The 26,326-nt window shown below is 69.3% G+C and carries 25 protein-coding genes and 7 pseudogenes; 11 read left to right on the top strand and 21 right to left on the bottom strand.

Annotated elements, in window-relative coordinates; genetic code table 11:
- Positions 1-26: 26 nt before the first annotated feature.
- The 10 genes and pseudogenes from LP418_RS22720 to LP418_RS22675 all read right to left on the bottom strand — a co-directional run.
- Positions 27-554 (bottom strand): annotated as a pseudogene (locus LP418_RS22720) (thrombospondin type 3 repeat-containing protein); the annotation flags it as partial.
- Positions 545-1,909, bottom strand: a complete 1,365-nt coding sequence (locus LP418_RS22715; RefSeq protein ID WP_257953785.1) for a hypothetical protein — start codon at positions 1,907-1,909, stop codon at positions 545-547. The gene LP418_RS22715 and the pseudogene LP418_RS22720, both read right to left, overlap by 10 nt.
- Positions 1,863-2,246 (bottom strand): hypothetical protein, encoded by a 384-nt coding sequence (locus tag LP418_RS22710; RefSeq protein ID WP_257953784.1) that lies wholly within the window; start codon positions 2,244-2,246, stop codon positions 1,863-1,865. The genes LP418_RS22715 and LP418_RS22710 overlap by 47 nt, the downstream gene beginning before the upstream one ends.
- Before the next feature lie 377 nt (positions 2,247-2,623).
- Positions 2,624-3,010, bottom strand: a complete 387-nt coding sequence (locus LP418_RS22705) for an SbcC/MukB-like Walker B domain-containing protein (RefSeq protein ID WP_257957152.1) — start codon at positions 3,008-3,010, stop codon at positions 2,624-2,626.
- The gene (locus LP418_RS22700; RefSeq protein ID WP_257953783.1) at positions 2,946-5,729 is read right to left on the bottom strand and encodes an ATP-binding protein; all 2,784 of its coding nucleotides are present in this window, start codon (positions 5,727-5,729) and stop codon (positions 2,946-2,948) included. The genes LP418_RS22705 and LP418_RS22700 overlap by 65 nt, the downstream gene beginning before the upstream one ends.
- Positions 5,726-6,079, bottom strand: coding sequence for an ATP-binding protein (locus LP418_RS22695; protein ID WP_257953782.1), 354 nt, complete (start codon positions 6,077-6,079; stop codon positions 5,726-5,728). The genes LP418_RS22700 and LP418_RS22695 overlap by 4 nt, the downstream gene beginning before the upstream one ends.
- A gap of 176 nt (positions 6,080-6,255) precedes the next feature.
- Complete coding sequence (locus tag LP418_RS22690) at positions 6,256-6,816, bottom strand: DUF4194 domain-containing protein (protein WP_257953781.1); 561 nt, start codon at positions 6,814-6,816, stop codon at positions 6,256-6,258.
- A gap of 76 nt (positions 6,817-6,892) precedes the next feature.
- Positions 6,893-7,612 (bottom strand): DUF3375 family protein, encoded by a 720-nt coding sequence (locus tag LP418_RS22685; protein ID WP_257953780.1) that lies wholly within the window; start codon positions 7,610-7,612, stop codon positions 6,893-6,895.
- Positions 7,613-7,676: 64 nt separating this feature from the next.
- Positions 7,677-8,394 (bottom strand): annotated as a pseudogene (locus tag LP418_RS22680) (DUF3375 family protein); the annotation flags it as partial.
- A gap of 51 nt (positions 8,395-8,445) precedes the next feature.
- Positions 8,446-9,417 (bottom strand): LysR family transcriptional regulator, encoded by a 972-nt coding sequence (locus LP418_RS22675; protein ID WP_257953778.1) that lies wholly within the window; start codon positions 9,415-9,417, stop codon positions 8,446-8,448.
- A gap of 92 nt (positions 9,418-9,509) precedes the next feature.
- On the opposite strand from LP418_RS22675, the gene LP418_RS22670 reads away from it, so the two are divergent.
- Together LP418_RS22670 and LP418_RS22665 are read left to right on the top strand one after the other, a co-directional pair.
- Positions 9,510-10,487, top strand: coding sequence for an FAD-dependent oxidoreductase (locus tag LP418_RS22670; protein WP_257953777.1), 978 nt, complete (start codon positions 9,510-9,512; stop codon positions 10,485-10,487).
- Positions 10,488-10,521: 34 nt separating this feature from the next.
- Positions 10,522-10,839: a hypothetical protein gene (locus LP418_RS22665; RefSeq protein ID WP_257953776.1), complete on the top strand. Its 318-nt coding sequence runs from the start codon at positions 10,522-10,524 to the stop codon at positions 10,837-10,839.
- A 78-nt stretch (positions 10,840-10,917) separates the two neighbouring features.
- On the opposite strand, the gene LP418_RS22660 is transcribed toward LP418_RS22665, so the two are convergent.
- The 3 genes from LP418_RS22660 to LP418_RS22650 are packed head-to-tail and all read right to left on the bottom strand — an operon-like array spanning position 10,918 to position 12,864.
- Positions 10,918-11,643, bottom strand: a complete 726-nt coding sequence (locus LP418_RS22660) for a hypothetical protein (protein WP_257953775.1) — start codon at positions 11,641-11,643, stop codon at positions 10,918-10,920.
- The gene (locus LP418_RS22655) at positions 11,594-12,181 is read right to left on the bottom strand and encodes a hypothetical protein (RefSeq protein WP_257953774.1); all 588 of its coding nucleotides are present in this window, start codon (positions 12,179-12,181) and stop codon (positions 11,594-11,596) included. Before LP418_RS22655 ends, LP418_RS22660 begins: the two co-directional genes overlap by 50 nt.
- Positions 12,157-12,864, bottom strand: coding sequence for a hypothetical protein (locus LP418_RS22650; protein WP_257953773.1), 708 nt, complete (start codon positions 12,862-12,864; stop codon positions 12,157-12,159). The genes LP418_RS22655 and LP418_RS22650 overlap by 25 nt, the downstream gene beginning before the upstream one ends.
- Positions 12,865-12,995: 131 nt before the next feature.
- Here LP418_RS22650 and LP418_RS22645 point away from each other — a divergent pair, with 131 nt between their 5' ends.
- Entirely contained in the window at positions 12,996-13,223 is a 228-nt protein-coding gene (locus LP418_RS22645) for a hypothetical protein (RefSeq protein ID WP_257953772.1), read from the top strand.
- A complete protein-coding gene (locus LP418_RS22640) occupies positions 13,141-14,007 on the top strand; it encodes a 5'-3' exonuclease (RefSeq protein ID WP_257953771.1) in 867 nt (288 codons plus the stop codon). The genes LP418_RS22645 and LP418_RS22640 overlap by 83 nt, the downstream gene beginning before the upstream one ends.
- A 15-nt stretch (positions 14,008-14,022) precedes the next feature.
- On the opposite strand, the gene LP418_RS22635 is transcribed toward LP418_RS22640, so the two are convergent.
- Positions 14,023-14,478, bottom strand: a complete 456-nt coding sequence (locus tag LP418_RS22635) for a cupin domain-containing protein (RefSeq protein WP_257953770.1) — start codon at positions 14,476-14,478, stop codon at positions 14,023-14,025.
- A gap of 95 nt (positions 14,479-14,573) precedes the next feature.
- Between LP418_RS22635 and LP418_RS22630 the strand changes: the two genes are divergently transcribed.
- Positions 14,574-14,981 carry a TetR/AcrR family transcriptional regulator gene (locus LP418_RS22630; protein ID WP_257953769.1) on the top strand — a complete coding sequence of 136 codons (408 nt, stop codon included), beginning with the start codon at positions 14,574-14,576 and terminating at the stop codon, positions 14,979-14,981.
- A 173-nt stretch (positions 14,982-15,154) separates the two neighbouring features.
- Here LP418_RS22630 and LP418_RS22625 read toward each other — a convergent pair whose 3' ends face one another.
- The 6 genes and pseudogenes from LP418_RS22625 to LP418_RS22605 form a co-directional block, all read right to left on the bottom strand.
- Positions 15,155-16,255: a methyltransferase domain-containing protein gene (locus LP418_RS22625; protein ID WP_257953768.1), complete on the bottom strand. Its 1,101-nt coding sequence runs from the start codon at positions 16,253-16,255 to the stop codon at positions 15,155-15,157.
- 48 nt (positions 16,256-16,303) lie between these two features.
- Positions 16,304-16,918: a hypothetical protein gene (locus LP418_RS22620; RefSeq protein ID WP_257953767.1), complete on the bottom strand. Its 615-nt coding sequence runs from the start codon at positions 16,916-16,918 to the stop codon at positions 16,304-16,306.
- 7 nt (positions 16,919-16,925) lie between these two features.
- On the bottom strand, positions 16,926-17,435 hold the full coding sequence (locus tag LP418_RS22615; RefSeq protein WP_257953766.1) for an arginine deiminase-related protein: 510 nt from the start codon (positions 17,433-17,435) through the stop codon (positions 16,926-16,928).
- 46 nt (positions 17,436-17,481) lie between these two features.
- A pseudogene (locus LP418_RS34270) lies at positions 17,482-17,799 on the bottom strand (arginine deiminase-related protein); the annotation flags it as partial.
- A pseudogene (locus LP418_RS34265) lies at positions 17,738-17,962 on the bottom strand (arginine deiminase-related protein); the annotation flags it as partial. The pseudogenes LP418_RS34270 and LP418_RS34265, both read right to left, overlap by 62 nt.
- Before the next feature lie 10 nt (positions 17,963-17,972).
- Positions 17,973-18,239 (bottom strand): hypothetical protein, encoded by a 267-nt coding sequence (locus LP418_RS22605; protein WP_257953765.1) that lies wholly within the window; start codon positions 18,237-18,239, stop codon positions 17,973-17,975.
- Between LP418_RS22605 and LP418_RS22600 the strand changes: the two genes are divergently transcribed.
- Both LP418_RS22600 and LP418_RS22595 read left to right on the top strand, forming a co-directional pair.
- Complete coding sequence (locus LP418_RS22600; RefSeq protein ID WP_257953764.1) at positions 18,238-18,774, top strand: ceramidase; 537 nt, start codon at positions 18,238-18,240, stop codon at positions 18,772-18,774. The two genes, LP418_RS22605 and LP418_RS22600, sit on opposite strands and share 2 nt — an antisense overlap.
- A gap of 154 nt (positions 18,775-18,928) precedes the next feature.
- Positions 18,929-19,960: pseudogene (locus LP418_RS22595) on the top strand (DUF222 domain-containing protein); the annotation flags it as partial.
- Positions 19,961-20,132: 172 nt separating this feature from the next.
- Here the strand turns inward: LP418_RS22595 and LP418_RS34260 are convergent.
- On the bottom strand, positions 20,133-20,660 hold the full coding sequence (locus LP418_RS34260; RefSeq protein ID WP_442939980.1) for a hypothetical protein: 528 nt from the start codon (positions 20,658-20,660) through the stop codon (positions 20,133-20,135).
- Between LP418_RS34260 and LP418_RS22590 the strand changes: the two genes are divergently transcribed.
- The 4 genes and pseudogenes from LP418_RS22590 to LP418_RS22575 form a co-directional block, all read left to right on the top strand.
- Positions 20,575-21,123: a hypothetical protein gene (locus LP418_RS22590; protein ID WP_257953763.1), complete on the top strand. Its 549-nt coding sequence runs from the start codon at positions 20,575-20,577 to the stop codon at positions 21,121-21,123. The genes LP418_RS34260 and LP418_RS22590 overlap by 86 nt on opposite strands.
- Before the next feature lie 817 nt (positions 21,124-21,940).
- Positions 21,941-23,342, top strand: a pseudogene (locus LP418_RS22585) (IS1380 family transposase).
- Between the two features lie 1,147 nt (positions 23,343-24,489).
- Positions 24,490-25,116 carry an endonuclease/exonuclease/phosphatase family protein gene (locus LP418_RS22580; protein ID WP_257953762.1) on the top strand — a complete coding sequence of 209 codons (627 nt, stop codon included), beginning with the start codon at positions 24,490-24,492 and terminating at the stop codon, positions 25,114-25,116.
- Between the two features lie 664 nt (positions 25,117-25,780).
- Positions 25,781-26,113: pseudogene (locus LP418_RS22575) on the top strand (integrase core domain-containing protein); the annotation flags it as partial.
- Between the last annotated feature and the right edge of the window lie 213 nt (positions 26,114-26,326).

Here is a 26,326-nt window from a genome sequence, read left to right as displayed (position 1 = left end):
GTCGCGGTCCGGGTCGGCCCGGTCGGCGTTGACTGGCGCACGCAGTTGTCGCCGGTGTCGGCGACACCGTCGCCGTCCCGGTCGACGCCGGCGGCCGCGTGCACGACGGTGCGGACGTCGGTCGCGAGGACCTCGCCGTCCCGGGTCCACACCGTGCGGACCTCGTGCGTGCCGGTCGGCACCGTCACGTCGATCGCGAAGGCGTCGGCACCATGGCTGGACTCGACGTCCTCGCTCGCGACGGGCGTGCCGTCGACGTGCACGGTGACCTTCTCGTCGGACGGCACCGGGCAACCCGTGCTGCCGACACCGGCCACGTCCGGGCAGGCATCGGCGTCGTCGACGACGCCGTCACCGTCGGTGTCCGTGAGGTCTCCGCCCACCGTGCCCTTGGGGACCACGGTCGCCTGCAGGGTGTAGGTCGTCGAGGGCACGCCCACGACGAGGTAGGGGTCGATCGCGATGTCGAGGGTCCCCCGGACGTCGGTCAGGACGAGGTGCTCCGGCTGGCCGGTCGAGGCCGCGGAGCCGGAAGCCGCTCCGGTCACGACCATGTCGAGGTCGCTGCTGTCGGGCCACGAGAGCAGCAGCTCAACCGTGCTGGCCTCGGCGATCGCCGGGTTGAACGTGTGACCCGCTCCGCCGGTGACACCGAGCGTGGTGTCGGCGACCGTGAAGGTGTTGCCCCCGGGCCGCTCGAGCAGCACGGGCTCCGGGACGCTGCCCACGGCCGAGTCGCCGGTCGAGGACGACGAGCCGGACGTCGAGGTGCTCGCCGCGGTCGTCTCGCCCGCCGGGGCTGCGACGTCGATGACCCCCGCGTCGGGGGGCGCGGTCGTCGGCCACGACCGTCCACAGCTTCGTCGGCGCGCGATAGCTCGTCAGCGCGAAGACGGCGTACGGCGCCTCGACCCGCTGCTGCGCGAGGTAGCTGCGCGGGATGCGGAACGTCACCGTGTTGGCCACGGTGTCCCACTCGGACCACTCGCTCGGCAGGTTGGTCTCGCTGGAGTGGTCGCGGGTGACGACCTCCGAGGTGTCGGGCTCGGTGACGAAGGACTCGATCTCGCGGCCACCGATGCTGACGCCGTACTTCGGCAGGCTGACCATGTCGTCGGGCCACAGCCGGCTCACCTTGATCGTGGTCACGACGTCGAGGCGGGGTCACCTCGACCCGGACGTTGGTGATGTCGGTCAGCGGAGTGAGCGAGTCACTGTCGGGGTCGTCGTGCGAGGCCGTCGGCGAGGTGGGCGCGGCGTCCTTCGGGCGACGCTCGACCGTGCCGGCGACGTGCACGTGACCGTCGGTCGTCTCGGCGCCGTGGGCCGGGGTGCTGATGCTCAGCACCGGGTCGGTGGTGTCCACCGGCTCAGGGGTCCAGTCGGTCGGGGTGCCGGGAACCGTCCCGAGGTCGGGCTGGGGGCAGTCCTCGACCGCGCCGGTGGAGGAGGCGTGCTGGTGGTCGTCGGGGTGCTGGACCCGGAAGGAGTTGCTGCCGTCGCCGGGCACGTCGTTGGGGTCCAGGTGGTCGGCCTCGGTGACCGCGCCGTCGGCATCGACGTCGAGGTAGTGGCTCATCCGGGTGGCGAAGACCTCGACGTTGAGGGTCGAGACGCACTTGTTCAGGCCGGGCGGGTCGGCGCTGTAGGCCATGATGTCGGTGGTCGGGACCTTGCCCCGGGCGCCCTCGGCGCCGTCGCCCACGTGGCCCAGCGTCAGGCAGTGCCCGGTCTCGTGCAGCACGAGGTCGAAGAGGGAGAAGGTGTCAGTCGTGCCCGGGACCGGGTCGATCGCACCGTTGACGGAGAAGCAGACGTTGCCGCCGGCGCCGCCGCAGTCCTCGACGAAGACGCCGCCGCCGTCACCGTGGTGGCCGTCGTAGCCGGGCATGCCCTCCCGAGTCTCCATGGAGAACGGGTTCTCGATGTTGTGGCAGGGCACGCCGTTCTCGTCGAAGATGCCCAGCTCGTCGGTGAGGTAGACCGGGTCCACCCCCGATGCCGATGCCGCCGACCGGGTTGGTCGCCACGATGACGATCTCGGGGTCGTAGAGCGGGAAGGTGCTGACCTCGTCACCCTCGGTCAGTCCGACGACGTCGGGCGTGATGTGGAAGTCGACGCCGTCACGCAGCCAGTCGAGCCCCATCTCGTCGGAGAGGTAGTCGATCCCGCCCTCCCATGCCTCGGCGGCCCGGCGCATGATCCGCAGGTCGCGCTCGGCCGTCGGCGACGCCGGCACCAGCACGGCGACATCGACCTTCGGCGAGTCCAGGGCCGTTGAGCCCGCCCTTGCCGTGGAAGCACTGGTTGGCGGGGTTGTCCGCGCTCTTGTCGCGGATGCACCCCGGCGGGAAGTTCCCGTCACCGAAGTAGGGCCCGACGTAGTCGTCACCCGGGCTGGCTGAAGCGGTGCCGGTCGAGCCGACTCCCGCCCATCCGAAGACGGAGACGAGGAGGACGGCGAGCAGGACTCCCAGACGCTGTTGCATGCGATGTTCCTTCGGGACGTGGGCAACGCCCCTCCGGATCGCTGGGGGACGCAGCCACAGATGGATGCTCCCCCGAGCACTTCTGGACTGGTAACTCCACTCGGATCTGTTGGTTACGCGCCGATGCTCGCGGCTACCGGCTCGCCGCCACATCGGTGATCGGGGTGATCCACGACTGGTGGGTCGCGCTGTTCTTGGTGATCGCGAGCAGCTCGTCCATGTGCGGCTCGAGCCCGGTCACCTTGTCGAGCGGGACGCCGATGATCAGCTGGAAGCCGAGACCGCGCCGGGCCTGCACGGCGCGGCCGGCAAACTCCGAGTCGGCCTTCACGAAGCCCTCGTCGAGGAAGACCGGCGCGAACCGGGGCCGAGAGCGCATCTCGTCGCCGAGGCGGAAACGCAGGGCCGAGCCCACGATGAAGGCCACCAGCTCCCGGCTCTCGCCGCCACTCTTCTCACCGAGGGTTCGGTAGGTCGCTCGCAGCTCGCCGGTGAGGTGGTCGTAGCGCTCGGCGCTGATCTCGACATGTCGTCGTACGTCGAGGAGCCGGTCGCGTTCGCTCGTGCCGTCGCCCACCTGCGCGGGCTTGCGGAGCTGGGTCATGAAACGGCTCAGGTCGATGAAGCGCTGGTCCCGGGTCGGCCTCGGCCAGCTCGCTGGTCGCGCCGGCGGACAGTGCCCGAAGGTCCTTCATGTACACCTGCACGTGCGCCGGCGCCAGACGCCGGAGCCGGATCCGGAGTCGATCGCCCGCGGCGCCGCCGAACTTGAGTCGTCGCAGGATCGCGTTGATCGGCTCGAGCCGGTCCTCGATGTCCTCGATCGAGGCAGCCATGGCGCCGACGAGGGGCACGAGGTCCCGGCCGCTCCACTCGGTGAGACGGCGACGCCACTCCGACCGGCGATCGGCCAGACCCTTGCCACGGATCTCCTCGAGGATGCGGGCATAGTCGGGGTAGGAGTCGACGGTCTCGCCCGGGTTGGGCGAGTCCCACTGGAACTTGTACAGGCGGAAGATCCCCGCGAGGTCCTCCTCCGCCCGCTTGATCTCGGCCTCGGCGTCCGCGACAGCGGTGCGCAGCCGCTCCCCCAGCCGCTGCGAGTTGTCATTGAACCGGTCGAGCTCATCGGGATCGGCCGGAGCGACCGCGGCGGCGAGCTCCACCGACAGTGCGGCGTCCTGCTCCGCGGTCAGCACCACCTCCCCGGTGGCCCGCATGGCTTCCAGTCGATCCTTCACGAGATCCTCGGAGTCCACCAGCTCGCCGTGGGCGTTGTTGAGCTCTCGCTGCCGCTGCTCCGGGCCGAACCGCTGCTCGCGGGCCTCCTCCGAGTCGACGGCGAGCTGCTCGATCTGCTGCTGCAGCACCCGGAGCTTGTCGTCGGAACCGAGGATCTCACCGCGCCGTCGCTCCAGCTCGGCGAGACGGCGGTCGCTGCCGTCCACGTCGATGTCATCGAACCGCGCGGCCGCCACGGCGTCGTAGGCAGCGCGCTGGCGGTCCGAGACCCGCAGCTGCCGGTCGAGCTCGGCGACACGGCCGTCCACGGCACCGAGCTGCTCGGTGATCGCGGAGAGCTCCTCGTCGATCTCGGCCAGCGCGTCCTCGTTGGAGAAGCCGATGATGTTGCGCTGGCTGCCGCGTCCGTGGGCTCCCCGTCGACCGCTGCGGGTCTGCCCGGCCAGCGTGACCCGCAGCCCGGGCCCCGTCAGCCCGGCTGCGGTCTCGACGCAGAGCGCGTTGCGCGCGGCGTCCGAGACGTGCCCCTGCACCCACCCGGAGAATGCCGAGTCCTTGAAGCTCAGCTTGCCCGCGATGGACTCCGGGTCGGCCGGACCCGGGTCCGGCAGGTCGAGCTGCACGCCCTCGAAGGTCAGCCGACCCCGCAGCTGCAGCCCGTCGATGGCCGCCGAGAAGTCGTCGAGACGGTCGAGCGGCACGAGCATCACCCGCGCTGTGCCGCCGAGAACCGTCTCGATCGCCGTGCGCCAGCGCGCCTCCTCGGGCGCGACATCGATCAGCTCCGCCACGAACGGCAGCTCGCCGACGCCGAGCCCGCCCGCGGCCGCCACCTCCGCCCGCATCTCGTGCAGCGGCGCGGGCACCCGGCTGGCCCGCCCCTCCAACGAGGCGCGTTCGGAGCGCAGCTCGCTCTGGCGCTGCTGCAGCGGATATCCGCGTCGCAGCGCGGCATCGCGCTCCTGCTTGAGGCGGCCGTGGTCGGCCTCCCGCCCGGCCAGCCACTGCCGCGCCTGCTCCCGGAACCGAGCGAAGTCGGCAGCCGAGCCGAGCGCCTCCTCGACGGTCGGCGAGAGCGTATCGATCAGCGGCAGCAGGCGCTCCTGCAGCGTGGCACGCCGACCGAGCCGGTCCTCACGGACCACCTGTTCCTGCTCCATCGACAACCCGAGTGCCTGCAGGGTCGAACCGCCGGACGCGCGGTGCGCCTCCTTGGCGTCCTCGAGGTCCCGGTGGCGCGCCACCTCCGCGGAGGTGACGGCGGCCAGCTCGGCACCGGTCGACGAGCGTGCGTCGCGGTTGGCGGCCACGGCCGCCTCGAGCAGCCGCAGGTGGGTCTGCAGCAACCACAGTCGCAGCGGCGTGTCACCGGTCAGGGTGACGCCGTAGGAATCCAGCTCGGCCTGTCGCCGACGCGCCGCGACCTTGCGCTCGTGCAGCGCGGTGATGGGCTCGAGCAGCTCGAGCTTCTGCTCCTCGGTGCGCATTGCGGTGTGGGCTGCGTCAAGGTCGTCGAAGTGCTCGATCGCCCGGTCGGCCGCCGCATAGGTCGACGGCCGCTCGAGCACCATCTCCTTGTAGAGCTCGTCGACGCTGCGCACCCTGGTTGCCGGCCCGGATACGGGCAAGCAGCCGCAGCGCCTTCGCGCCGTCGCCGTTGGCACCGATGCCGAGGGCGCGTGCAGGACGGCGGAGTATTCGGCATAGGTGCGGTGCACCCGGATCCCCGGGAAGATCTTCTTGAGGGTGTTGGCGTGGAAGTGGTCGGGTACGGCGACCTCCAGCGTCTCGAGGCTGAGCGAACCCTCGTGGGTGGCGAGCTGCATCTGGACGTCGCCCGAACGCGTCGCGCGTCGCGGGACGTAGTAGGTGCGCAGCGCGGTGAAGCGGCCGCCCCGGTCGTTGACGAAGGTCATCGCGACCGCGCCCCAGTGTCGGCGCCCTTGCCCCTGCAGCAGCTTCTCGACCGGCCGGCCGGTCGTCGGGTCGTCGATCACGTCGACGGCTCCCGCGCAGGTAGGACAGCAGGTTGCGCTGTCCGACGCCGCGCGCGGCCGGCCACCGCGTCGTTGGAGGCGCCGTTGAACTTCGTGTCCGAGGGCATCATCAGCGCGGTGTAGGCATCGAGGATGGTGCTCTTGCCGACCCCGGAGCCGCCGGAGATCATCGTTGCCTCGCCGCGGAGCGGGACCGTGGTCAGGCCACCGAAGCCGCCCCAGTTGACCAGCTGCAGCAGCGCCGCCCGCCACTGCATCGTGTCGTCCGCGGGGGCGGCGACGACCCCGTGCTCGAAGAGACCGTCGACGGTCCCGTCGTCGTGGATCTGCTCGACCTCGTCGATCGACATCGTCACTCCCCTCGGGTGCGTCGTAGGAGGCAATGAGCGCGGACTCACCGTCGTCGAAGAGCGGATCGTCCTCCGCCTCCGGGGGCACGCCGTTGGCGCGCTGCAGGGCCTCGAGCAGCTCCCGGAGCAGCTCGAGGGGCAGCAACGGCTCGACGGCCTCGCTGATCTCGAAGCGGTCATCGGTGGCGGTGCTGATCAACAGCCCGGTCTTGACGATGCTGATCACGGCATTGCGAGCACGCTTTTCGTCGCCGGCCTCGTCGGTGGCGTGCGCCGGCCGGAAGCTCGCGACGTATTCGACGATGTCCTCGCGGTCGATGTAGACCCCGCGCGTCACCGCCCGCCATGCCGGCGCGCAGGCGATCGCGCAGGTGGACGAGCACCAGCGTCTCCTCGCGCGACCACGCTGCGTCGTACAGCAGGGTCGGCAGGCGACTGCCGGTCTCGGACACGGCCTGCCGCTTCCACGCGACCTCGCGGGCCCGGTCGATCTGGAGGTCGAGGAACAGGTCGTTGAGGCGTGAGCGCAGCACCCGCTCGTGCTCGACCAGCACCCGCCAGTCGCGCGGGTGGGTGCGGGCACTGATGAACCTCTGCTTGAGCAGCGTCACCGGGGCAAGCCGCTGGCCGTGCTCCAGCCCGCCCTCGTCGCCCTCCCACAGCGACACGGAGGCGTCATCGAGATCGAGGTCGAAGTCCTCGCCGTCGGGTGCCTCGATGTCGATGTCCAAGCTCATGCACGTACTCGCTTCGCTCCGTGCGCGCATGAGGCACCATTCGCGCTGTACTTGCTGATTCGCTCGCTGCGCTCGCTCATGCTGGGGTCTCCTGCTGGTCGTCGTGTGCGAGGTCGGGGTCGGGCAACGGCATGCGGGGTACGGCGAACGCGCGACGCGACCCGTCGTGCCGGACGGTGGCATAGGACTCGAGCGTGTCGTCCGACTCCCAGCCGTGCTCGGCGGCGAGGTGCAGCAGGCCGAAGATCTCGACCGGGCGGCGCATGGACGGCTCCGGGCCGTCGAACAGCTCACCGAGGGACGCCGCGGGCAACAGGTCGATGAGCGCCTGCTCGAGGCGCTCGCGCAGGGATCCGAGCCGCGGACCGCCCTGCGCCATCAGCGAGGCGAGGGAGACGGTCGGCGCGTCAGCGGGGTCGGCCACGGCGATGCGATCGGGCAGCACGTCGTCGGCCGGGTCGTGGAATCGCTCACGCAGGTGGTCGACGTTGGCGCGGGCAGGCAGCAGGGGCACGTCGTGGCTCGCGCGCGGACCGGTCGTGGCCATCCACGCCATCAGCTCGGACTCCACCGGGCGCAGGGTCTGCTCGAGCTCACGATCGCGGGCGTCGTCGTGGGAGACGATGTATTCCCTCAGGGTCGCCGTGACGCGCGACCGCTGGGCGAGCACCCGGTCGAGTCCGTCGCGCACGAGCCGGACCGTGCCGCGGAGCTCCGCACGGTCGGGTTCGCCCGGGATCGTGTCGGACAGCGGGTGGTCGAGCAGTGCGGTGAGGTCCTCGCGCAGCTGGGTCACCGGGGGCGTCGTCGCGGAGCAGGGCGAAGGCGCCCTCGAACGCGCGGCCCTCGTGCGTGGCCGTCACCAGCGCGTCGGCGCGTGCGAGGTAGTCGTCGATGACCTCGCCGGCCGGTCGGTCCTCGGCACGGAAGGCGGCCGGGATCTCGCTGCGGATGGTGGCGAACCGCTCCTCGACGCGGGCGAAGTCGCTCGGCAGTGCCGAGATCAGTGAGAGCAGCTCGGTGAAGCCCTCGAGCATGTAGTCCTCGGTCGCGCTGACGATCTCGGCGCCCTCGACCAGCCGGTCGCGCTCCGCCTGCAGCCGGGCGATCTCGCCGTTGAGGATCGTCACCCGGGCCGTGCGGTCCGGGTTGGCCTCGGCGTTGAACCGGCGCACGGTGCCGAGGATCGTGGCGATCCGGTGCTCGCTGAGGGTGGCCCGGTCGCGGGCGAGGTTCTTGACCAGCTCGAGCGCCTGCTGCGCGTGGGAGGTCAGCGAGTAGACCTCGTGGCCGGCCTCGTCCGAGCGACCGCACGAGCCACTGGCCGCGCATCCAGCGATGACAGATCTCGCGACCGCTGCCGTTGGGGACGTCGGTCTCACCGGCGAGCCGGATCTGCGCGAGGTGGTCTTCCCACTGGGTGTGCAGCCGGGCGGTCGCGATCGGCTTGTTGTTGCGGCCGAACGCCGCTCGGAAGATCGTGATGACGACCGGCGCCCGGCGCTGGTGCAGCAGCGTCAAGGTGGGCTGCGCGAACGCGGATCGGACCCGCGCCAGCTCCCCGGCGATCTCGCTCACAACCGATCGACCCTCCCGGTGTCGCTGCCCTGCTCCTGCCCTGACCGGCGGTCAGCATCCCAGAAGGCACCGACACCCTCGACGAACGGGGCGGGTCAGCGTCCCCGGTGGCTCCGCACGGCGCGCGCTACGAGCTCGCGCGGGGCCCGACGGTGGCTGCGCACCGTCGCGCCACACGGCATTGAGCCGGCGCGTCAGGTCGAGGCCGGTCACCGAGATCGCGACGAGTCGTCCGGTGGCCGGGTCGTCGCGAACCGCGTGCGCCCCGATCACCGCGGGACCGGCGCCGGCGGCGACCGCGGCACGCACCGCCGCCGTGCTCGACAGCTCGAGCACCGGTGCCGCGACGGGCAGGCCGGTGAGTGCGCGCTCCAGCACGGTGCGCGTTCCCGAACCAGCCTCGCGCACGACGAGCGGCGTGGCCGCCAGCGTGCCGGCAGCGACCCGGCGGCGGGAGCGCAGGGCCCACTCGTGATCCTTCGCGACCACGACCACGAGCTCGTCGCGACCGACCGGGCGGTGGTGCAGCCCGGTCGGGGCGTCGGGCCCCTCCACGAAGCCGAGGTCGACCTCGCCGGCGGTGACGAGCGCGACGACGCGCTCGCTGTTGGTGGCGGTCATCGTGAAGTCCGTGGGCTCGTGACCGGCGCGCACCTGATCGGCGCGTACGGCGACCAGCCAACCCGGCAGCAGGTGCTCGGCGATCGTCAGGCTCGCCGCGATACGCAGGTGGCCTCGTCGATCGGACCGGAGTGCCGCGATGCCCGCATCGAGCTGGGCGGCTTCCTCGAGCACCCGCGCGGCCCACTGCACGACGAGGTCGCCCGTCGGCGTCAGAGCCGAACCACGTCGCGTGCGCACGAGCAACGGCGCGCCGATCAGCGACTCCATGGTGCGGATCCGCGACGACGCCGCCTGCTGGGTGATGCCCAACAGCTCGGCTGCCGCACTCAGGCTGCCGGACCGAGCGACCTCGACGAGCAGCTCCGGGGCACGCAGCTCCGGCACATGGGATCCCAGCACGCACCGAGGCTAGCGTGACACAAGCCACTCTTGTGGTCTCACAACCACAACTTCGTTCTGTGACCGCATGGGCATCGGCGAGAATTCTCGGCATGACCCTTCGTGTTGCCATCGTCGGCGGTGGACCGGCCGGCATCTATGCCGCCGACCAGCTCGTCAAGTCCGAGGTCGACGTCTCGATCGACATCCTCGAGCGGCTTCCCGCGCCCTTCGGTCTCGTGCGCTACGGCGTCGCGCCCGACCACCCGCGGATCAAGGAGATCATCAAGGCGCTCCAGCGCGTCCTGCTGCACCCCGAGGTCCGCCTGCTCGGCAACGTCGACCTCGGCGACGACATCAAGCTCGAGGAGCTCCGCGAGTTCTACGACGCCGTCATCGTGGCGACCGGCGCGCGCGCCGACCGCGACCTCGGCATCCCGGGCGAGGACCTGCGCGGTTCGTACGGCGCCGCCGACTTCGTCTCGTGGTACGACTCGCACCCCGACGCACCGACGACCCGGCCGCTCGAGGCCGAGCACGTCGCGGTGCTCGGCGCCGGCAACGTCGCGCTCGACGTGGCCGGGGTGCTCGCCAAGACCGGTGACGAGATGCTCACCACCGACATCCCCGCACACGTCTACGAGGGCCTGAAGGCCAAGCGCGCGACCGATGTGCACGTCTTCGCACGTCGCGGTCCGGCGTACGCGAAGTTCTCGCCGCTCGAGCTGCGCGAGCTCGCGCACTCCCCCAACGTCGACGTGATCGTGCACCCCGAGGGGTTCGAGGTCGACGACGCGAGCATGGCCCACATCGCGAAGAACAAGCAGGCCAAGATGGTGCTCGACACCCTGTCCAACTGGGTCGGCCGCGAGCCCACCGGCAAGCCGCACCGCATCCACCTGCACTTCCTTGAGCAGCCGGTCGAGATCACCGGCGACGGCGCCGTCGAGACGCTGCGCACCGAGCGAACCCGGCTCGTCGGCGACGACTCGGTCAGAAGGCACCGGCCTGATCACCGACTGGGACGTCCGGGCCGTCTACCGCGCCGTCGGCTATCGCAGCACCTCGGTCGTCGGCCTGCCGTTCGATGACCGCAAGGCGGTCGTCCCCAACGACGGCGGGCGCGTGCTCGACCCGGACGGCGACCGGATCCCCGGCACCTTCGTCACCGGCTGGATCAAGCGCGGCCCGATCGGCCTGATCGGTCACACGAAGAGCGACGCTGCCGAGACGGTGTCGCACCTCGTTGCCGAGACCACGCCGACCGCGACATCGCGCGAGCCGGAAGCCGTCGACGCGTTTCTGCTCGAGCGCGGCGTCGAGGTGGCCAACCTCGATCACTGGCTGCGCCTCGACCAGCACGAGATCGCCCTCGGCGAGCCGTCCGGCCGGACGCGGGTCAAGGTCGCAACCCGCGACGAGATGCTCGCGGCCGGTCGCTGAACCCGCACATGACCCACACATGACGCAGCGCTGCCGCTGGACCCGGACTGGTCCAGCGGCAGCGCTGTGTGTGTCATCTCAGGGGCTGGATACCGTCCCCCCGTTGGTGATGGTCAGGTCGGACGTCTCGTGACAGCTGTTCGGGATGTCCTCCTGCGCAGCGTTGGTGCTGTCGTAGCTCACCTTCCGGGAGAAGCTGCCCGATGCGGAGACGGCCGCTGTGTTGGACGTCCCCACGGTCTGGGGCGAAGCCCCCGCCACGGCAACCGCGCCCGACGTGTAGAGGGGCGTGCCCGTGCAGTCGCTCGACGGGTAGAGCGTGAAGAACACGTTGCCCGCCAGGTTGCCACTCCCCGCCGGCGCAGAGATCTCGGCCGAGTCGTTCGGAACCCGGGTCTGTGCCGTCTTCATCGACGACTTCACGGTCTTGACGACAACGTCCTCGTTGGCATCCGCACAGTCAGCGTTGTGAGTCTTGCCGTTGGTGTTCGGCGAGTTCCCGCTGTACACCGCCACCCAGTGGTAGGTGCCGGCCACTGTCGGCTGGAACGTCGGCGAGTTGTAGTCGCCGTTCCCGCTGACGTTCACGGCGGCCGTCGTGTGGACGAGGTCGCCACAGCCGGTCGTGCTCGGTCCGTAGAGCTTGAAGGTGATCGTCCCACCCGCAGGCGCTCCGGAGGTTTCCGTCGTGTGGATCACTGCCGCGGTCGGTTGCGTCGCCGTCCCACCCGGGGTGGCGGTGTCACTGACGTTGCTACCGAGGTTCACGTCCGCGCTGGCATTGGTCGACAGCGTCGGGTTCACCGGGGTTGACGGTGAAGCACTCGTTGGCCCCGGAGTCGGACGACCCCGGGATGCCATTGGCTGCATCACCGCTGAACACTGCTCGCCAGCAGTAGCGACCTGCGGAGGTGACGTAGGCCTGCGGCGAAACGACCGTCGCTGGATAGGCCGCACCGCTCAGGTTCGTTGAACCGATGGATGTTCCACCGGTGTCGCACAGCGCAGGGCTGTCCACCTTGCAGAGCCAGAAGGAGACCGAACCGGCCGGAGTGGCCGACCCACCCGTCAGGCTCACGACCGCGGAGTCCTTGGCCCCCACGACGCCGGTCCCGATCGAGAGTCCGTCTGCCGGGATGTCGGCGCCGGCGCCCGTCTTGGGCGTGGTGACCGTCGTCGTCTCACAGTTCGTGATGGGCGGGGTCGTCGCGAGGATCGTGTCCTTGTAGTCGGCTGTGTCGGAGTTGCCGGTCACGGTGCTCGGGATGGTGTTGGCGAACGACAGACAAGTCGTCTCGCCCCCGAAGATGGTGTCGGTCAGGTTGACCGCCGCCTCACCCATGAAGCCGTCGGCGCTGTATGCCGCCTGCGAATTGGCTGCGCTGAGCTCCTCTGCCGGCAGCAGGACCAAGGTTGCCTTCGGTGCCGGTCCACTTGCGCAGGAACAGGTCCGGGCTCCCGCCCTGCTGGTCCCACAGGATCATGAAGTCGCCGGCTCCGGCGGTTGGCCCACGGGTTGCAGAAGTCGATGAGGTCGTCCTGGGTGGCGGTGTCGTACGCGCACTCCACGGGAGCCTCTTCCTGCATGAACTCGTAGGCGATGAAGCCGCTGCCGGTGGCCTTGTCGCGCTCCCACGCGAAGTAGAGCCAGTCGTCATTGGTGATCGGGTCGCGCTGGACGTCCAGCCGGGCCTGCCGGAGGTCGACCCGGGCATTCGGGTTCGTCAGGTCGAGCGTCGGCACGGCATCGTCGTGGATGACGCCGATCTTGGTGGTGTTCGAGTTGACGGGACCGAGCTCCTTGACGTTGCCCTCGGGATCCTCGATCTGGGTGGCGCCGTCATCGGGTACCTGCGCTGGCGTCTCAACCGCGTACGGCCCGTCCTCTGCGAACGATGCGGTCAGCGGCACGACTGCTGTCGCTCCGACGATCAGACCTGCGATGGCGATGACCGCCCGGCGTCGTGACCTTCGCGTGCTAGCTACCTTCTGCGTCCCGAGACCAATTTTCTTGATCTTGCGCATTTTGGTGCGACCTTCCATGGGAGGGCGCCCCCGCCCGGGATCACGCTAGGACTGGGCGCCGGTCCGGCGCGTCACCAATCCGGGTCAAAGATCGCGTAGTCCCCTGCCCGCATAACATGGCCGCGATTCCCATGCCGTCTCCCTCCTCCGCGTCCCTCAGCCGCAAGCTGCTGCTCGTCGTCGACGCCCCGTCGCTGCTGCACCTGCAACCACCACGCGCGTGCGCACACCCGGATCCCGGATCGCTCGGGCCGACCGGCGTGGGCGCTGCACGGGATGCTGCGGCAGATCATCGAGTCCATCGAGGGCTTCGCGCCCGACGCCGTGATCTTCGGGCTCGACGACCGCACGTCGTCTAAGCGACGAGATGAGTACCCCGACTACAAGGCCGGTCGCGCGGAGAAGGACGCCGAGCTCGTCGACCAGCTCGAGCGCGCGGGCGCGCTGCTCGACGCCCCGGGTCTCGCCACGCTGACTCCCCCGGGGCTCGAGGCTGACGACGTCAATGCCTCGGCCGCGACGTGGGCGACCGCGAACGACTGGAGCTGCGTCATCATCACCTCCGACCGCGACGCGTTCGCGCTGATCAGCGAGCACACGCAGGTGCTGCGACTGATCAACGGCGGCATCCACGGATCGCCACTGCTCAACCCGCGCAGCCTGCAGGCCATGTACGGCGTGTCGTCGGAGAACTACCCGGCCTACGCCGCCCTCCGCGGGGACGCCAGCGACAACCTGCCCGGAGTCTCGGGGATCGGCGAGAAGACCGCGGCAGCCCTGCTCGCCGCCGCCGGCTCGATGACGGCGGTGTGGGCCGACATCGACCACGACGAGGGCCGCACCCCGGTCGCAGCGATCGACGCCCGGTCGGCCGATGCCGGCGGTCGCCGCATCGGGGCCAACATCGTCCGCCGACTCACCGCACCGGGCGCCCGCGAGCGCTACGACTTCAACGTGCGGATGATGTCGGGGCACGACGACCTCGACCTCGGTCTCACCCCCGACATCCCCGGCACGCCCGGCCTGCTGCCGCTCGACATCGATCGCGTCAGCCGGGTCGTCGGGTTCCTCAACGTCGAGGCGACGACCGACCTCGCCGTACGCGTGCTGACCGGAGAGCCGGCGTCCCGCACCGGTCGCTGACGGCGCCCGCAGGAGTCAGTCAGCGAACGGTGGCGGGCCGATGATGTCGATGCCGCCGGCCGTGAGCGCGGCGGCCCGGATCCGGTCGAAGTCGACGACCCGAGGCGTCGTGTCGGACAGTGGCTCGCTGGCCTCGCGGTAGAACGCCTCGCAGGAGCCCGGCGTGTGCAGCCACAGCACTCTGGCAGTCTCGGACGTGACGAGGAACGCGTGCGGAACCCCACGCGGCGCGATCACGACACCGCCGGCGGAGACGACGTGCTCGACACCGTCGAGGTGCATCGTGAGCTCGCCGTCCGGGACATACATCGTCTCGTCGACCGGGTGCGTGTGCAGCGGTGTGCGCTTGCCCCGCTCCATGCTGTCCTCGAAGAGCAGGAAGGAGCCACCGCTGTCGGCAGCGGTGACCAACCAGTCGTGGACACCGCCGCCGTAGAACCACCGGCGCTCGGTCTCATCCGTGTTCCGCACCGGGGGGCGGGATCGTGCTGGTGGTGTGCATCGCGACTCCCATCGCTTCGTGGCACTCAGGTGCCCATAAGCGACACTGACGTATCATGACGGCCATGTCAACAGTCGACCTGTCCTCGGGACGAGCCCGACAGAAGCGCCGCACCCGTGACGCGCTGGTCGCCGCCGCCGGCGAGCTGGTCGCGCAGGGCGTCTCGCCGAGCGTCGAGCAGGCCGCGGAGCTGGCCGGCATCTCCCGGACCACCGCCTACCGCTACTTCTCGAACCGACGGGCGCTGCTGCACGCGGCGCATCCCGAGACCGCGACCGAGTCCATGCTCCCCGGCGACGCCCCGGACGATGCACGCGGCCGGCTGGCAGCCGTGCTCGAGCGGTTCACGACGATGGTCGGCGAGACCGAGCCACAACAGCGGGTGATGCTCCGGATGTCACTGGAGGACGACCCTGCCGGGCGCGGCGAGCTGCCACTGCGCCGGGGGTCGCGCGATCGGCTGGATCGGTGAGGCGCTCGCCCCGCTGTGCGGCCAGCTCGACGACGAGCAGCTCCATCGCCCGGTCCCGGCCATCCGCAGCGCGACCGGTATCGAGGCCCCGGGTCTGGCTCACCGACGTTGGCGGGCTCTCCTCGGACGAGGCCCGCCAACAAATGGTCTGGGCAGGGCTCGCGCTCCTCGACTCAGCAACGCACACACCACCACCGACCGGGTTCTGAGCCGCTCAGGGGCGTACGGCGATGTTGGTCTGCTGCCCCGCGGCGACGAGCTTGCGCTGGGTGCCCGTGACGGCGAAGACGTCCATCCGGCAGACCGTCAGGGTGCGCCCCGACTTGAGCACGGTGCCGATCGCGACGAGCTCCTCCCCGATCGCCGGCGCAACCAGGGTTGATCTTCAGCTCGACCGCCAGCACCTCGCTCTCGTCGGGCAGCAGCGTCAACGCGGCATAGCCGCCCGCGCTGTCCGCGATCGTGGTGGTGACGCCGCCGTGGAAGTAGCCGTGCTGCTGGGTGACGTGCGGGCCCATCGGCAGGTGGATGTGGACCTCACCGGGCGACACACGGCCGAGCCGGGCGCCGATGTGCGCCATCAGTCCCTGCGCGGCGAAGCTGGCGGCGACGCGGGCCGACATCGCCTCTGCCGTCACGCGCGATCCGCCACGAGGAGATGGAACGCGGTCCTGCCGTCGCCGACGCGACGGTCGGTCACGGCCCCTGAATCCTGCCCCGGTGAGCAGCTCGACGACGTCGTCGACCGGTCTCAGCCGGAAGCCGTGGGCGGTGAAGGGAAAGGTGCGCATGTGGTCAGGGTCGCCGATGCCGACCACGACGCGACCGCCGGGTCGCAGGACGCGCGCGATCTCCGAGAAGGCGCGTGCCGGGTCCTCGACGAAGTAGGCCGTGTTGGTGGTGACGACGGAGTCGAGCGACCCATCCGGCAACGGCAGCGCGGTGAGGTCACCGGGACTGAGGACGAGGCGGCCGCTGACGAGGTCGGCCGCAAACCTGCGTCGCGCGGTCGCGAGCATCGTCTGCGAGATCTCCACGCCCTGCACGATCCCGGTGGAGCCGACCTCGTCCGGGAGCAACCGCAGGCCGACACCGCCCCCGAAGCCGAGGTCCGCGACCGTCTGTCCGGGCGCCGCCCCGCTCGCTGCCACGGCCTCGCGCACGACGGTGCCGTTGCCCTTGTTGAGACCACGCGCCACGACCTTGCCGTGGAGACCGGACGGGTGTCCGAGCTGACGGGCGAGCCCGGCACTGAGCCTGTCGCGAACTCCCATGGCACGACGATCGCGCACCGCCCGACCCCGTGGCAAGCACGCCGGCGGCTAGTCAGCCCGATCGGCCGCAGCCACGGTCCCTTGGTGCACGTCGAGGCGGAGCAGGCGACTGGCAAGGTCGACCAGCGGCCCCAGCAGCACGATGACACCGATGGTGCCGACGCCGATCGTCGCTCCGAGGAGCCACCCGACCAGTGCTCCCCGCCCCGGGACCGCGCTGTAGCTCCACCTGAACGCGACCGGCGGGTCCCACGCGAGGGCGGCCGCTTCTGCCGGGCCGGCGCCGGTGTTGCTGCCGAGGTAGGCCGCGATCCCGACGGCGAGGACCGGGAACGCCGCGGCCAGCAGCACGCTTCGCACGACCGGGGTGTCGGGGGTCGACAGCACGTCCAGCAGGACCGACACCGTCACGCCGACCACGACGATCTGGACCACCGTGCCCGGGCCGGGTCGCACACGCCGTACGGCGGCCATGGCCACGAAGACGACGCTGACCGCCATGTTGACGAGCCAGAAGGTCCAGTCACCTCGCATCGCGATGCCGTTGACCGGGGTGGAGTAGCCGTCCGAGCCGAGGTCGGCGGTGAGCAGCATGGCCACCCCGATGCCCGGGACCACGCAGCCGCCGAGCAGCAGCAGGACCCGGCGCAGGGAGGCAGGCACGCGAGCGTCAGGCCTCGGCGAGGGCGACGTAGCGACCGTCTGGCGTGACCGGGTTGTCCTCGTTGATCGCCTCGACCGCCTCGGTGAGCCCGGCTTCCTCGATGGGCCGACGCCGGTCCGAGTGCACCCCGGCGATCATGCAGCGCACGGAGCCACCGGCCAGCTCGATGGTGGGGATGTCGACCGCGACGATCTCGCAGGACTCCTCGATCACCGCGATCTGGTCGGGTCGCAGGCTCCGACGGGCACGGGCGGACATGGCCATGATGTAGCGGCGCTTGCCCTCCGGCGTACGACCACAGAGCTCGACGGCGTTGCCGGCGAACTCACGGACCTGCTCCTCGGTGAGCTCGACGACCTTGCGGCCGTTGACGCTCAGGCGTTCGCGGACCTGCTCGCGGCGAGTCTCGTCGGGGATCATCTCGAGCGCGATCATCGCGACGTCGGTGCCGACGCAGGCGATGACGTTGGTGTGGTAGACCGGCACGCCGTCCGAGTCCACCGCATCGAAGGCCATCGGCTCGTAGTTGAAGTCGGTGCAGAACCGCTCCCGGGACGGCGATGTCGGCACGGTGGCTGCGCGCGGTGTAGGCGACCCGCGAGACGTGGTCGAGGACCATCGCACCGGTGCCCTCGAGGAAGATGCCGTCGGGCTCGAGGCCGGAGTAGTCGACGATCGTCTGGACGCGGTAGTCCGACTTGAGCATCTCGAGGACGTCGGCGCGACGCTCGTGACGACGGTTGGACGCATACATCGGGTAGACCGCGACGTAGCCGCCCGCGTGGGTGGAGAGCCAGTTGTTCGGGGAAGACGCTGTCCGGGCGGGTGTGGTCGGTGTCGTCGAAGACGTGGACCCGGACGCCGGCGTCTCGCAGCGCAGCCGCCAACGCGTCCATCTCGGCCAGCGCCTTGGCGGAGGTCGCGTCCTCCGACTGGCCCGCCGGGGCGTCGGCCCGGAAGGCGTTGTCCGCGGCCGTCGCGGGGTTGGGGGTGAACCGTTCGGCGCGGATCAGGATGACAGCAGAAGGGGCCCGGGCACTCACGCAGCGGAATCTAGACCATGACCCGGCGTGGTGTGATGTCCGCGTGCAGCGCCTCCGACCCCCGGCCGCCACCGGCGTCGTCGCGGTGGTGTCCGTCGGCCTGTTGGTGCTCGCCGTGGGCTTCGGCTGGCTCGGTCCGGACGTAGGGCGCGGTGCCAACTTCTGCGAGATCGCACGTTCGGGCGTGGTCCGACAACCGGCGAACAGCTGGTCGAACCTCGGCTTCGTGGTCGCTGGCCTGACGATCGCCTCCCCGGGGCCGCTCCTCCTGTGTCATGCCGGTCGGCCTCCAGACGTTCTATGCCTGCGTCGTCGTGGTCCTCGGCCCCGCCTCCGCCGCCATGCACGCGACGCAGAGCTCGCTGGGCGGGCACCTCGACCTGCTCAGCATGTATCTCGTGGCCGGGTTCGCCGCGGCGTACGCCCGGGTGCGACTCGTCCGTCGCGGGACGTCGGCGTTCGTCGCCGCCTATGCCGTGTGTGTGCTGGCCTGCGAGCTCGCGGGACTGTGGACCCGGCCGATCCCGGTCGTGCAGTACGCCGGGAAAGTGGCGTTCGGCCTGTTGCTGATCGCCGCCGTGGTGATGGAGGCGCGGCTGTGGCGACGAGGAGAGACGCGGCGGACGATCGGCTTCGGGTTCGCGGCGCTGGCGTCGATGTTGGTCGCGTTCCTCATCTGGAACCTGTCGCAGCACGGCTGGTGCTCCCCCGGCTCGCTGCTCCGGGGTCACGCGGTGTGGCATCTGTTGTGCGCGCTCGCGGCCTACTTCCTCTTCCGGCTGTACGTCTCCGAGAGATCTTCCTCCCCGTGATGGCATCTCACGGCGGCGTCTCCGAAACCCCCGCAACCATCAATCGTGGGCCGCTTTCGGGCGAAATGCCTGTGGATATCGGAATGCACGAATTCGCCTGTGGATAACTCGAACACCTGTTTTAATCTATGCTTTTCAGGCGTAGAATCACGTCATGGACACCACCCACGACAATGTTCACCAGCACCCGCTTCTGAACATTGTCGCGAGCCTTTCCGATCAGCTCGACAAGGCCACCACCTTCAACCCGACCTTCGTCCCCACCACCGACAAAGCCACCACGATGCGTCAGCTCTCCACGCTCATCACCCGCGCCCAAGGACTCCTGCTCACCGTCATGGCAGCCTCCGCTGACGTCGCCGACGAACACGGCGCCAAACGCATCGGCCACTGGTACGCCGCCACCACCCGCCACGACCACCGACCCAGCATCGGCCTCGACCACCTCGCCCGGTCCCTCGACACCGACCACGTGCACTGGGTGCCGCGGTGCTCGACGGACGGGTCAACCTCGACCAGGGCCGTCGTCATCGCCCGCGCCCTCGACGACCTCCCAGAAGAAGTCCCGACCGAGGTCCGCGAGCAGGCAGAGCTGCACCTCATCAGCCTCGCCGACGACTTCGCCCCCACCGAACTACAGCGCCCGGCGAGCAAGGTCCTCGAAGTCGTCGCGCCCGAGCTCAGCGAAGAAGCCGAACGCAAAGCCCTCGAACGCGAAGAACAACGCGCCACCGAACACACCCGACTGACGGTCACCCCGCGCGGCGACGGCACCAACCGGATCGGCGGCATCATCTCCAACGCCACCACCGCCCGGCTCATGACCTACCTCGAAGCCTTCGCCTCACCCCGACGCACCGCCTCCGAGAACGACGGCGAACGCATCCCCACCGCCAGACTCCTCGGCCTCGCGTTGGGCGACCTCCTCGAAGCACTCCCCGCCGACGTGCTCCCCACCCACGGCGGCACCGCCACCACCGTCACCGTCCACCTCAACCTCGACCAACTCACCGCGTCATTGGAGAAGTCCGGCGTCGCGACCCTCGACACCGGCGACACCATCACCGCCGGACAGGCCCGCAGGCTCGCCTGCCGGGCCAAGATCCTGCCCGCCGTCCTCAGCGGCAAGTCCGAGATCCTCGACCTCGGCCGATCCCGCCGGCTCCACACCGCCGCCCAACGCAAGGCCATCCGGATCCAGCACCACCAATGCCAGACCGACGGCTGCACCATCCCCGCCGCCCGGTGCGAAACCCACCACCCCCACGCCCGGTCCGCCGGCGGCAAAACAGACCTCGACAACGCCGCCCTCCTCTGCTGCCACCACCACCACCACCGAGCCCACGACACCCGCTACCTCACCCAACAACTGGCTGCTTCCGCTCCGCCATCGGTTGCGCGAAGACAGCGGCGACGAGACCACCCTCTTGATAGGGCGGCACGAAGAAGAGGCCTGCTCGCAGCACACGGGTCAGCCCGCGTGCTGGATCCAGCAGGGCATCAGGACCGGCTCCCTGAATCGGGAAGTTGCTTTCGAGGCACCAGTCATTGAAGACCACGTCAAACTGGTCGAGCGTGGCCCGGAAGGAGCAGAACTGCAGGCCGACCTCAAGTTTGCCGTCAGGTGTGGTCTCCATATACGGCAGGTCACGCCTGAAGATTTGATTGTCGTCGTGACGGCCGCGCGGGCCGGACTTCGCGACATGCGAGGAAGGGGGAAGCGAGTTGGGGGCGTCGGTCGGCTCGTGGCCCGGTTGAACACCTTCGAGGTCGAGGCGGGCGCCGTCTCGACGCCGTCCGATGATCGCGTCCTGCTGTTCGGGGAGGCTGTTGGCCGAACACGTCGAGGTCCCGGCGAATCTTGAGGTAGGCCATGTAGCTGTCACCGTCCGCCCGGGCTGGTTCGTCGAGTTCGCGACGATCGCGGTGCACGAACGCGACCTCGGAGCGCTCGGTTCGAGGCATCACATTGCGAACGCCATCCCGATAGCCGAAGTGCTCCGTCTCGTCGAGTCGCTGGTAACCACGCTCCAGCGTGATCCGCTCGACCTCGGGCGACTGGTCCAATCCCGCCGGGAACAGTTTTACCCGTGCCTCATAGACCGAGGCAACGTAGAAGAGGACATCGACGTCGACCGGCGGCACTTGCTGCAGGATGCCGCTGCGAAGCGGGCTCACCACGCCGGTCATGGGGAAGCCAACCGGCGGCTCGACTGGCGGCGACCACCGGGGCATCCCATTCGTGATGAAGAACGAGGGAGCGAAGCCGACCGCTACCGCCGCCACCTTGGCGCCCTTGTCCTTGCCGGCCTCGGGATCCTCCAGAGCCACGAGGGCGTCGACGAGTGAATCGATGCGGCCAAGCCACTGCTCAGCCGAGGATCGATCGATCCCTCCGGATAGCTTCACCCCGATGAAGTAGCCGCAGGTGCGCGGGTTGCCGTAGAGGACCTCGCGGTCGTCGCCTCGAGGGAGGATGCCCATCGCCTGAACCATGGTGCTCCTTGTTTCCCAATCGTCGTGCTTGATGGACTGCTTGAGCCACCATGAGAACACTCAGCACCGACAGACGTAGGCGCCGACGAGCTACGACCCTGTTTCAGGAGCGACGAAAACGATCGAAGGACCCACCTATTGCCGGGCCACCGGCGTACAGGACCCTCTACCGCTTCAGGCACTCGAGCCGGTCGCCGAAATCATCGGCATAGACCGCTCGAGCTCCCCACGTCGACAGCCTGAACCTAACTAACCGGCGTCACTGCGGAATGGTCATCATCGTGGGCTGCTTGCGTCACCGTTGACCTGAAGTGACTCACGACGTGCCGCTGGCGCAAGTGCGTGCTCGAATCTGAGTCGGGGTTCAAAGTCAATAGTCAGAACGGGTCATAGCGCAGCAGGCGGGAGCAATGGTTGGCTGCCCGCGTCTTTGGCGCACACGGGAAGTGCCGATGACATCCAACCTGTGGGGGACTCAGGTGAAGAGAAGTCTGCTCGGTGTTGTCCAGATCGTCGTAAGGCTGCTCGTGAGGGGGTTTACCCCACTAGCCCGGATCGTTCACGAGGCAGCGGCCTGATCGGCGCGTAGAAACACGGAAGTGCCTACCCCCGCAGGGGAAACTTGGGTTTACGACGACTCAAGATCTCCAACGTGGAAGGCACTCCGTAGGTGAAGCGTACTTCGTGGTCTGCTGGCTTGTCCGTATCTGCCGATGGTGTCGGCGTGGTGGCTCACGCGGGCAGTGTCGGGCTCCGTCTTCTGGCCGATCGGACCGGCCTCACGACCGAGTTGTCGAAGGCGATGGTGCGGCGCTCGTTCTCCCCGGTCCACGACCGCGGTCGGGTCCCGGTCGATGTCGCGGTGATGCTTGCCGATGGTGGTGAGGCGATCGCTGATATCGACGTGCTGCGCCACCGGGCTCCAGTTCTCGGCCCGGTCGCGTCGCCCCCGACGGTGTGGCGGACCCCGGACGAGGTCACGCCGGGCCGGTTGAAGAAGATCGCCACCGCGCGTGCCCGCGCCCGGCGCCACGTTTGGGCACAGCTGCCCGGCGGGTTGCCAGCGTCCCGGGTTGCCGGGACCGACCTCGGCGCGACGGTCGTGCTCGACATCGACGCCACCATCGTGGTCGCACACTCCGAGAAAGAGAACGCTTCGCCCACGTTCAAGAAGACCTTCGGCTTCCACCCGCTCGGCGTGTGGTGCGACAACAGCCAAGAGTTCCCGGCCGCGCAACTGCGGACCGGGAAGGCCGGTTCGAACACCGCCGCCGACCACATCACGGTCCTCACCGACGCGATCGCCCAGATCCCGGTCGCGTATCGCAAAGACCTGCTGATCCGCGCCGACGGTGCAGGTTCCTCCCACAAGCTCCCTGGACTGGCTGACCGAACAAGGCAAGATCCGTGGCCGCCGGGTTGAGTACTCCGTGGGGTTCGCGGTCACCGAGAAGATCCGCGACGCCATCAAGCTCGTCCCCAAGGACGTCTGGACGGCCGCGTCCGATGCCGACGGCGGCGTCCGTGAGGGCGGCGACGTCGCGGAACTGACCGGGCTGCTCGACCTGTCCAGTTGGCCCGCGGGGATGCGGATCATCGTGCGCCGCGAACGCCCCCACCCCGGCGCCCAACTCTCGTTGTTCGAAGAGCGTGACGGCTGGCGCTACCAGACGATCGCCACCAACACCCCCGTCCAGCCCGGCGTGCAGCTGGCGTTCCTCGAAGCCCGGCATCGTGCTCACGCTCGAGTCGAGGACCGGATCCGGCACGCCAAGGACACCGGCCCGGGGCGGTTCCCGTCGAGGGAGTTCAAGATCAACCGAGCCCGGCTGACCGCGGTGATGATCGCCGCCGACCTCGTCGCGTGGACCCGCATGCTCGCCCTTGTCGGCGACGCCGAGATCCTCGCAGGCTGTGAACCCAAAGCGTTGCGCTACCGCTTCCTCCACGTCCCGGCCCGACTCACCCACGGCGCCCGCCGAAGACGGCTCCGGGTTCCCAAGTCCCGGCCGTGGGCGACCGTGATCGTCGCGATCTTCGCGAACATCGCAGCGATTCCACCACCAGCCTGACCCGCCCGTCCGCCACGAGATCACGACCCGGAGACCCGCAGCCCGGCAGCGCCAGCCGGCTCAGCGTCGTACCCGCAGACGACCACCGGCTCACCTCAGACCGCGGCGACGTCGTCACTGCCGTCATGAATCACCGGGGCTAGCGCCGGTGCGGCTTCTGGGTCCCTGGAGCTCCCGTCGGGCGGCGAAGGGGCCGTTGGTACGTGGTCTTCGCCCGCCCCGACTGGCGGCGCCACCTCGTCACCGGCCAGACCCCCGCCGGCACTGGGACGCCGCGGCCACCACGACCCGCGGCGCCGTAGACGTGGACCGGTCACTGATCGGGCCCGCCCGTTCCTGCGAAATGGTGTGCGCAATCGGCGATCCCAACACGGCTTGGCAGATCATCCGCGAGTCGCATCCAACCGCGAACACTGGAGCAAAGCGCCGGGGCTACCCCCGGTGGATCTTCTATGTGCGGACCGACCTCATCCGGTTCGCCAGTGACTTCAACCCCACGCCACAGCGGCGCACCACGGGGCCACCTGCAGAGATCGTCGCGGACGTCTCGGCCGCCCGAGCAGACCTGACCATGCTCACGTGGAGCGTGCCGCCCGCCGCCGCTCGGCTCTGCTGCGTGCCCCGAGCGCGACCTGCTACTCGGCACGGGCCACGGGCGACAAGAACGTTCGTGCCGTCCTCGCCCATCCGAATGGGCACTTCGGGACGCTTCACACCGACTGCTTCCTCCCGACCAAGCGGGACTCGACCAGCTACGGGTTTGACATCAACTCGCCCCGGAGCCGGATGAACGGCAAATCCCTCCACCTGCTTGTGACCAACCCCGCTGCCCCGCGGCCTCTGGGCAACGCACCCCGCGCCAGCCACACCCGGCGGGCCTCTGCCGGTGTCCACGGATAGACCGAGCACCACAACAACCCCATTTAGGAGCAACAAATGCAACGTGTTTTCAAGTCTGTCTTCGCAATGCTGGCGGCGTTGCTCATGCCGGCCGCTTTGCTCACGAGCACCCGGGCGCCAGCTCACGCCGACGTGACCGGGCAGCTCAGGATCGTCCGGGCCAACGTCGGATCGTCGGCCGGCAAGACCGGAGACTCTGCCTATGTGGCGATTGCCGTCGACGCGACGCAGGCCCAAGGTTGTCACGATGCAGGAAATCTGCCGCTCGGAGTTCGACAGGTGGCACAACGAGTGGGGTTGGTGGGGCGTGTTCACGCCCATGACGACGTGGGGCGAGAACGACGGCAACGCGTGCATTGGCCGAGACAAGGGGCAGGCGATCCTCGCCCGCCCGACGGTCGTAATGACCAACGAGCAGAAGCTCGTGCTCTCCGGTGACGGCTCGGGCAAGGACTTTAGGCTCACGTGTGTTGACGTTGCCGGCATCGTGTCGGGTGCCTCGCAGCCGCTCAAGGTGTGCACGACACACCTCTCCGCGACCGACTCGACCGCGCGGGACCAGCAGCTCAACGAAGCGAAGGCATGGCTCCACAACTTCTCCAACGACGACAACGTGGCGGCGGTGTTCACGGGCGACCTCAACATGATCCCGACGACTCCCGTGCTGGACTCCCTTTACACCCGGTACAAGGAGGTTGCTTTCCCGGAACGCGGCCGCCCCGTGGACCGTCTGGAACTCGACGACAGGCGAAACCAAGAAGTGGGACTACATCTTCGCGGACCGGCCGAACTACAGCGTGGAGGACACCTATTGGGACAACCCGCTCGGGGACGGGCACCGAATCATAAGCGGGACGATCAACTACTGACGTAGCTGCTCGAACTCGAGGAGCGGCCGCCGGGCACTACTACGTCGCGGGGTCGGCTCACCGGGCCGGCCCCGCGACACTCATGCACAACCGCGCACAACTGTCGGCAACCCTCTGCGCCGGGCTGATCGTGAGTCAGTTCGCGACAGTCAGAGGAGGGCGGGGTTGTGTCGATCAGCGCGGGGTTCACGGCTGAAGAGATCCGCGAGTTTGTGCACGAGTACACCGCTGAGCCATACGGAGGCAAGGGCGCGTGGCTGGCTGCCCGGGGCGTGTCCTACGACCGGCTGAGGAGGTGGCGGCTGGCGGTATTCGACGGCGATCTCGACCGGGGATTGGTCCCGCGGGACAGTAGTCCTGTGAAGATCCCACCCGGCCAGCGCGGCTTTGGAGAGGCATCATGCCAAGGAACGCACCGCGCATGAGGCCGAGGTTGAGCGCCTGAACGCGCGGATCCGTGAGCTCGAGGAGACCAACGGTGCGTTGGGAAAAGCTATCGGGCTCTTGCACTCGATGAACGAGCAAGAGCCCGTCGCGCCCCCGACGACGAGCGATCCCTCCGATTCCTGAGTGCGGAGAACACCCCGGTTACCGAGCTGTCCACGGCGACCGGGTCGCAGCGGCAGGCGCTGACGCTGACGGGGCTGTCGCGTTCGACGTGGCACTACTCATCACTCGGATGCCGGGTCGCAATACACGAGTCTTCGACTGACCGAGCACCTCGCGCTCGAGGAGATACGGCCCTCGATCGGCACTGTCGGCGACGCGTACGACAACGCCCTGATGGAGACGATCAACGGTCTCTACAAGGCCGAGTGCATCCGCACCACGGTCTTCCACGACGGGCCCTACAAGACCATCGCCGACGTCGAGTACGCCACCGCCGGCTGGGTCGATTGGTACAACGTCCGAAGGCTCCATGGCTCGCTGGGCAATGTCCCGCCCATCGAGTTCGAGCAAGCCCACTACGCTGCTCTCAACCGAGAGCCGCACCCCGTATAGGAACGGCCGAGAACCCGGGGCGCTTCACTACCGACAACGTCCACGCCCCCGGGTTACCGCGCCCGTCCCGCAGGCCGAGCGGGCCTACACCTCGCGTATCAGCGCCGCCGACCGCGAGCTCGTCACCGAGCGGATCACGGCGGGCTGGGTGGACGGAGTCTCGGTCGACAACGCGTTCGCTACTGCGTGGGACGACGGGGTGATGCTTGCCTC

Origin of the sequence: Nocardioides sp. B-3 (genome assembly GCF_024703895.1) — a bacterium.
GTDB lineage: Bacteria > Actinomycetota > Actinomycetes > Propionibacteriales > Nocardioidaceae > Nocardioides.
The sequence above is the reverse complement of the archived record's forward strand: the minus strand, read 5'-3'. Positions and strand labels throughout refer to the sequence as shown.

What these genes read in the sequence shown, in the direction of transcription:
- LP418_RS22630 (WP_257953769.1), top strand. Translation starts at nt 14,574, where the DNA reads ATGTCAACAGTCGACCTGTCCTCGGGACGAGCCCGACAGAAGCGCCGC.
- LP418_RS22590 (WP_257953763.1), top strand. Translation starts at nt 20,575, where the DNA reads ATGATCGCGTCCTGCTGTTCGGGGAGGCTGTTGGCCGAACACGTCGAG.
- LP418_RS22670 (WP_257953777.1), top strand. Translation starts at nt 9,510, where the DNA reads ATGACCCTTCGTGTTGCCATCGTCGGCGGTGGACCGGCCGGCATCTAT.
- LP418_RS22645 (WP_257953772.1), top strand. Translation starts at nt 12,996, where the DNA reads ATGCCGTCTCCCTCCTCCGCGTCCCTCAGCCGCAAGCTGCTGCTCGTC.
- LP418_RS22605 (WP_257953765.1), bottom strand. Translation starts at nt 18,239, where the DNA reads ATGACACAGGAGGAGCGGCCCCGGGGAGGCGATCGTCAGGCCAGCGAC.
- LP418_RS22625 (WP_257953768.1), bottom strand. Translation starts at nt 16,255, where the DNA reads ATGGGAGTTCGCGACAGGCTCAGTGCCGGGCTCGCCCGTCAGCTCGGA.
- LP418_RS22655 (WP_257953774.1), bottom strand. Translation starts at nt 12,181, where the DNA reads ATGGGTGAGGCGGCGGTCAACCTGACCGACACCATCTTCGGGGGCGAG.
- LP418_RS22640 (WP_257953771.1), top strand. Translation starts at nt 13,141, where the DNA reads ATGCTGCGGCAGATCATCGAGTCCATCGAGGGCTTCGCGCCCGACGCC.
- LP418_RS22715 (WP_257953785.1), bottom strand. Translation starts at nt 1,909, where the DNA reads ATGGAGACTCGGGAGGGCATGCCCGGCTACGACGGCCACCACGGTGAC.
- LP418_RS22615 (WP_257953766.1), bottom strand. Translation starts at nt 17,435, where the DNA reads ATGGCCTTCGATGCGGTGGACTCGGACGGCGTGCCGGTCTACCACACC.
- LP418_RS22600 (WP_257953764.1), top strand. Translation starts at nt 18,238, where the DNA reads ATGCCGGTCGGCCTCCAGACGTTCTATGCCTGCGTCGTCGTGGTCCTC.
- LP418_RS22695 (WP_257953782.1), bottom strand. Translation starts at nt 6,079, where the DNA reads ATGTCGATCGACGAGGTCGAGCAGATCCACGACGACGGGACCGTCGAC.
- LP418_RS22650 (WP_257953773.1), bottom strand. Translation starts at nt 12,864, where the DNA reads ATGCGCAAGATCAAGAAAATTGGTCTCGGGACGCAGAAGGTAGCTAGC.
- LP418_RS22580 (WP_257953762.1), top strand. Translation starts at nt 24,490, where the DNA reads ATGCAGGAAATCTGCCGCTCGGAGTTCGACAGGTGGCACAACGAGTGG.
- LP418_RS22690 (WP_257953781.1), bottom strand. Translation starts at nt 6,816, where the DNA reads ATGAGCTTGGACATCGACATCGAGGCACCCGACGGCGAGGACTTCGAC.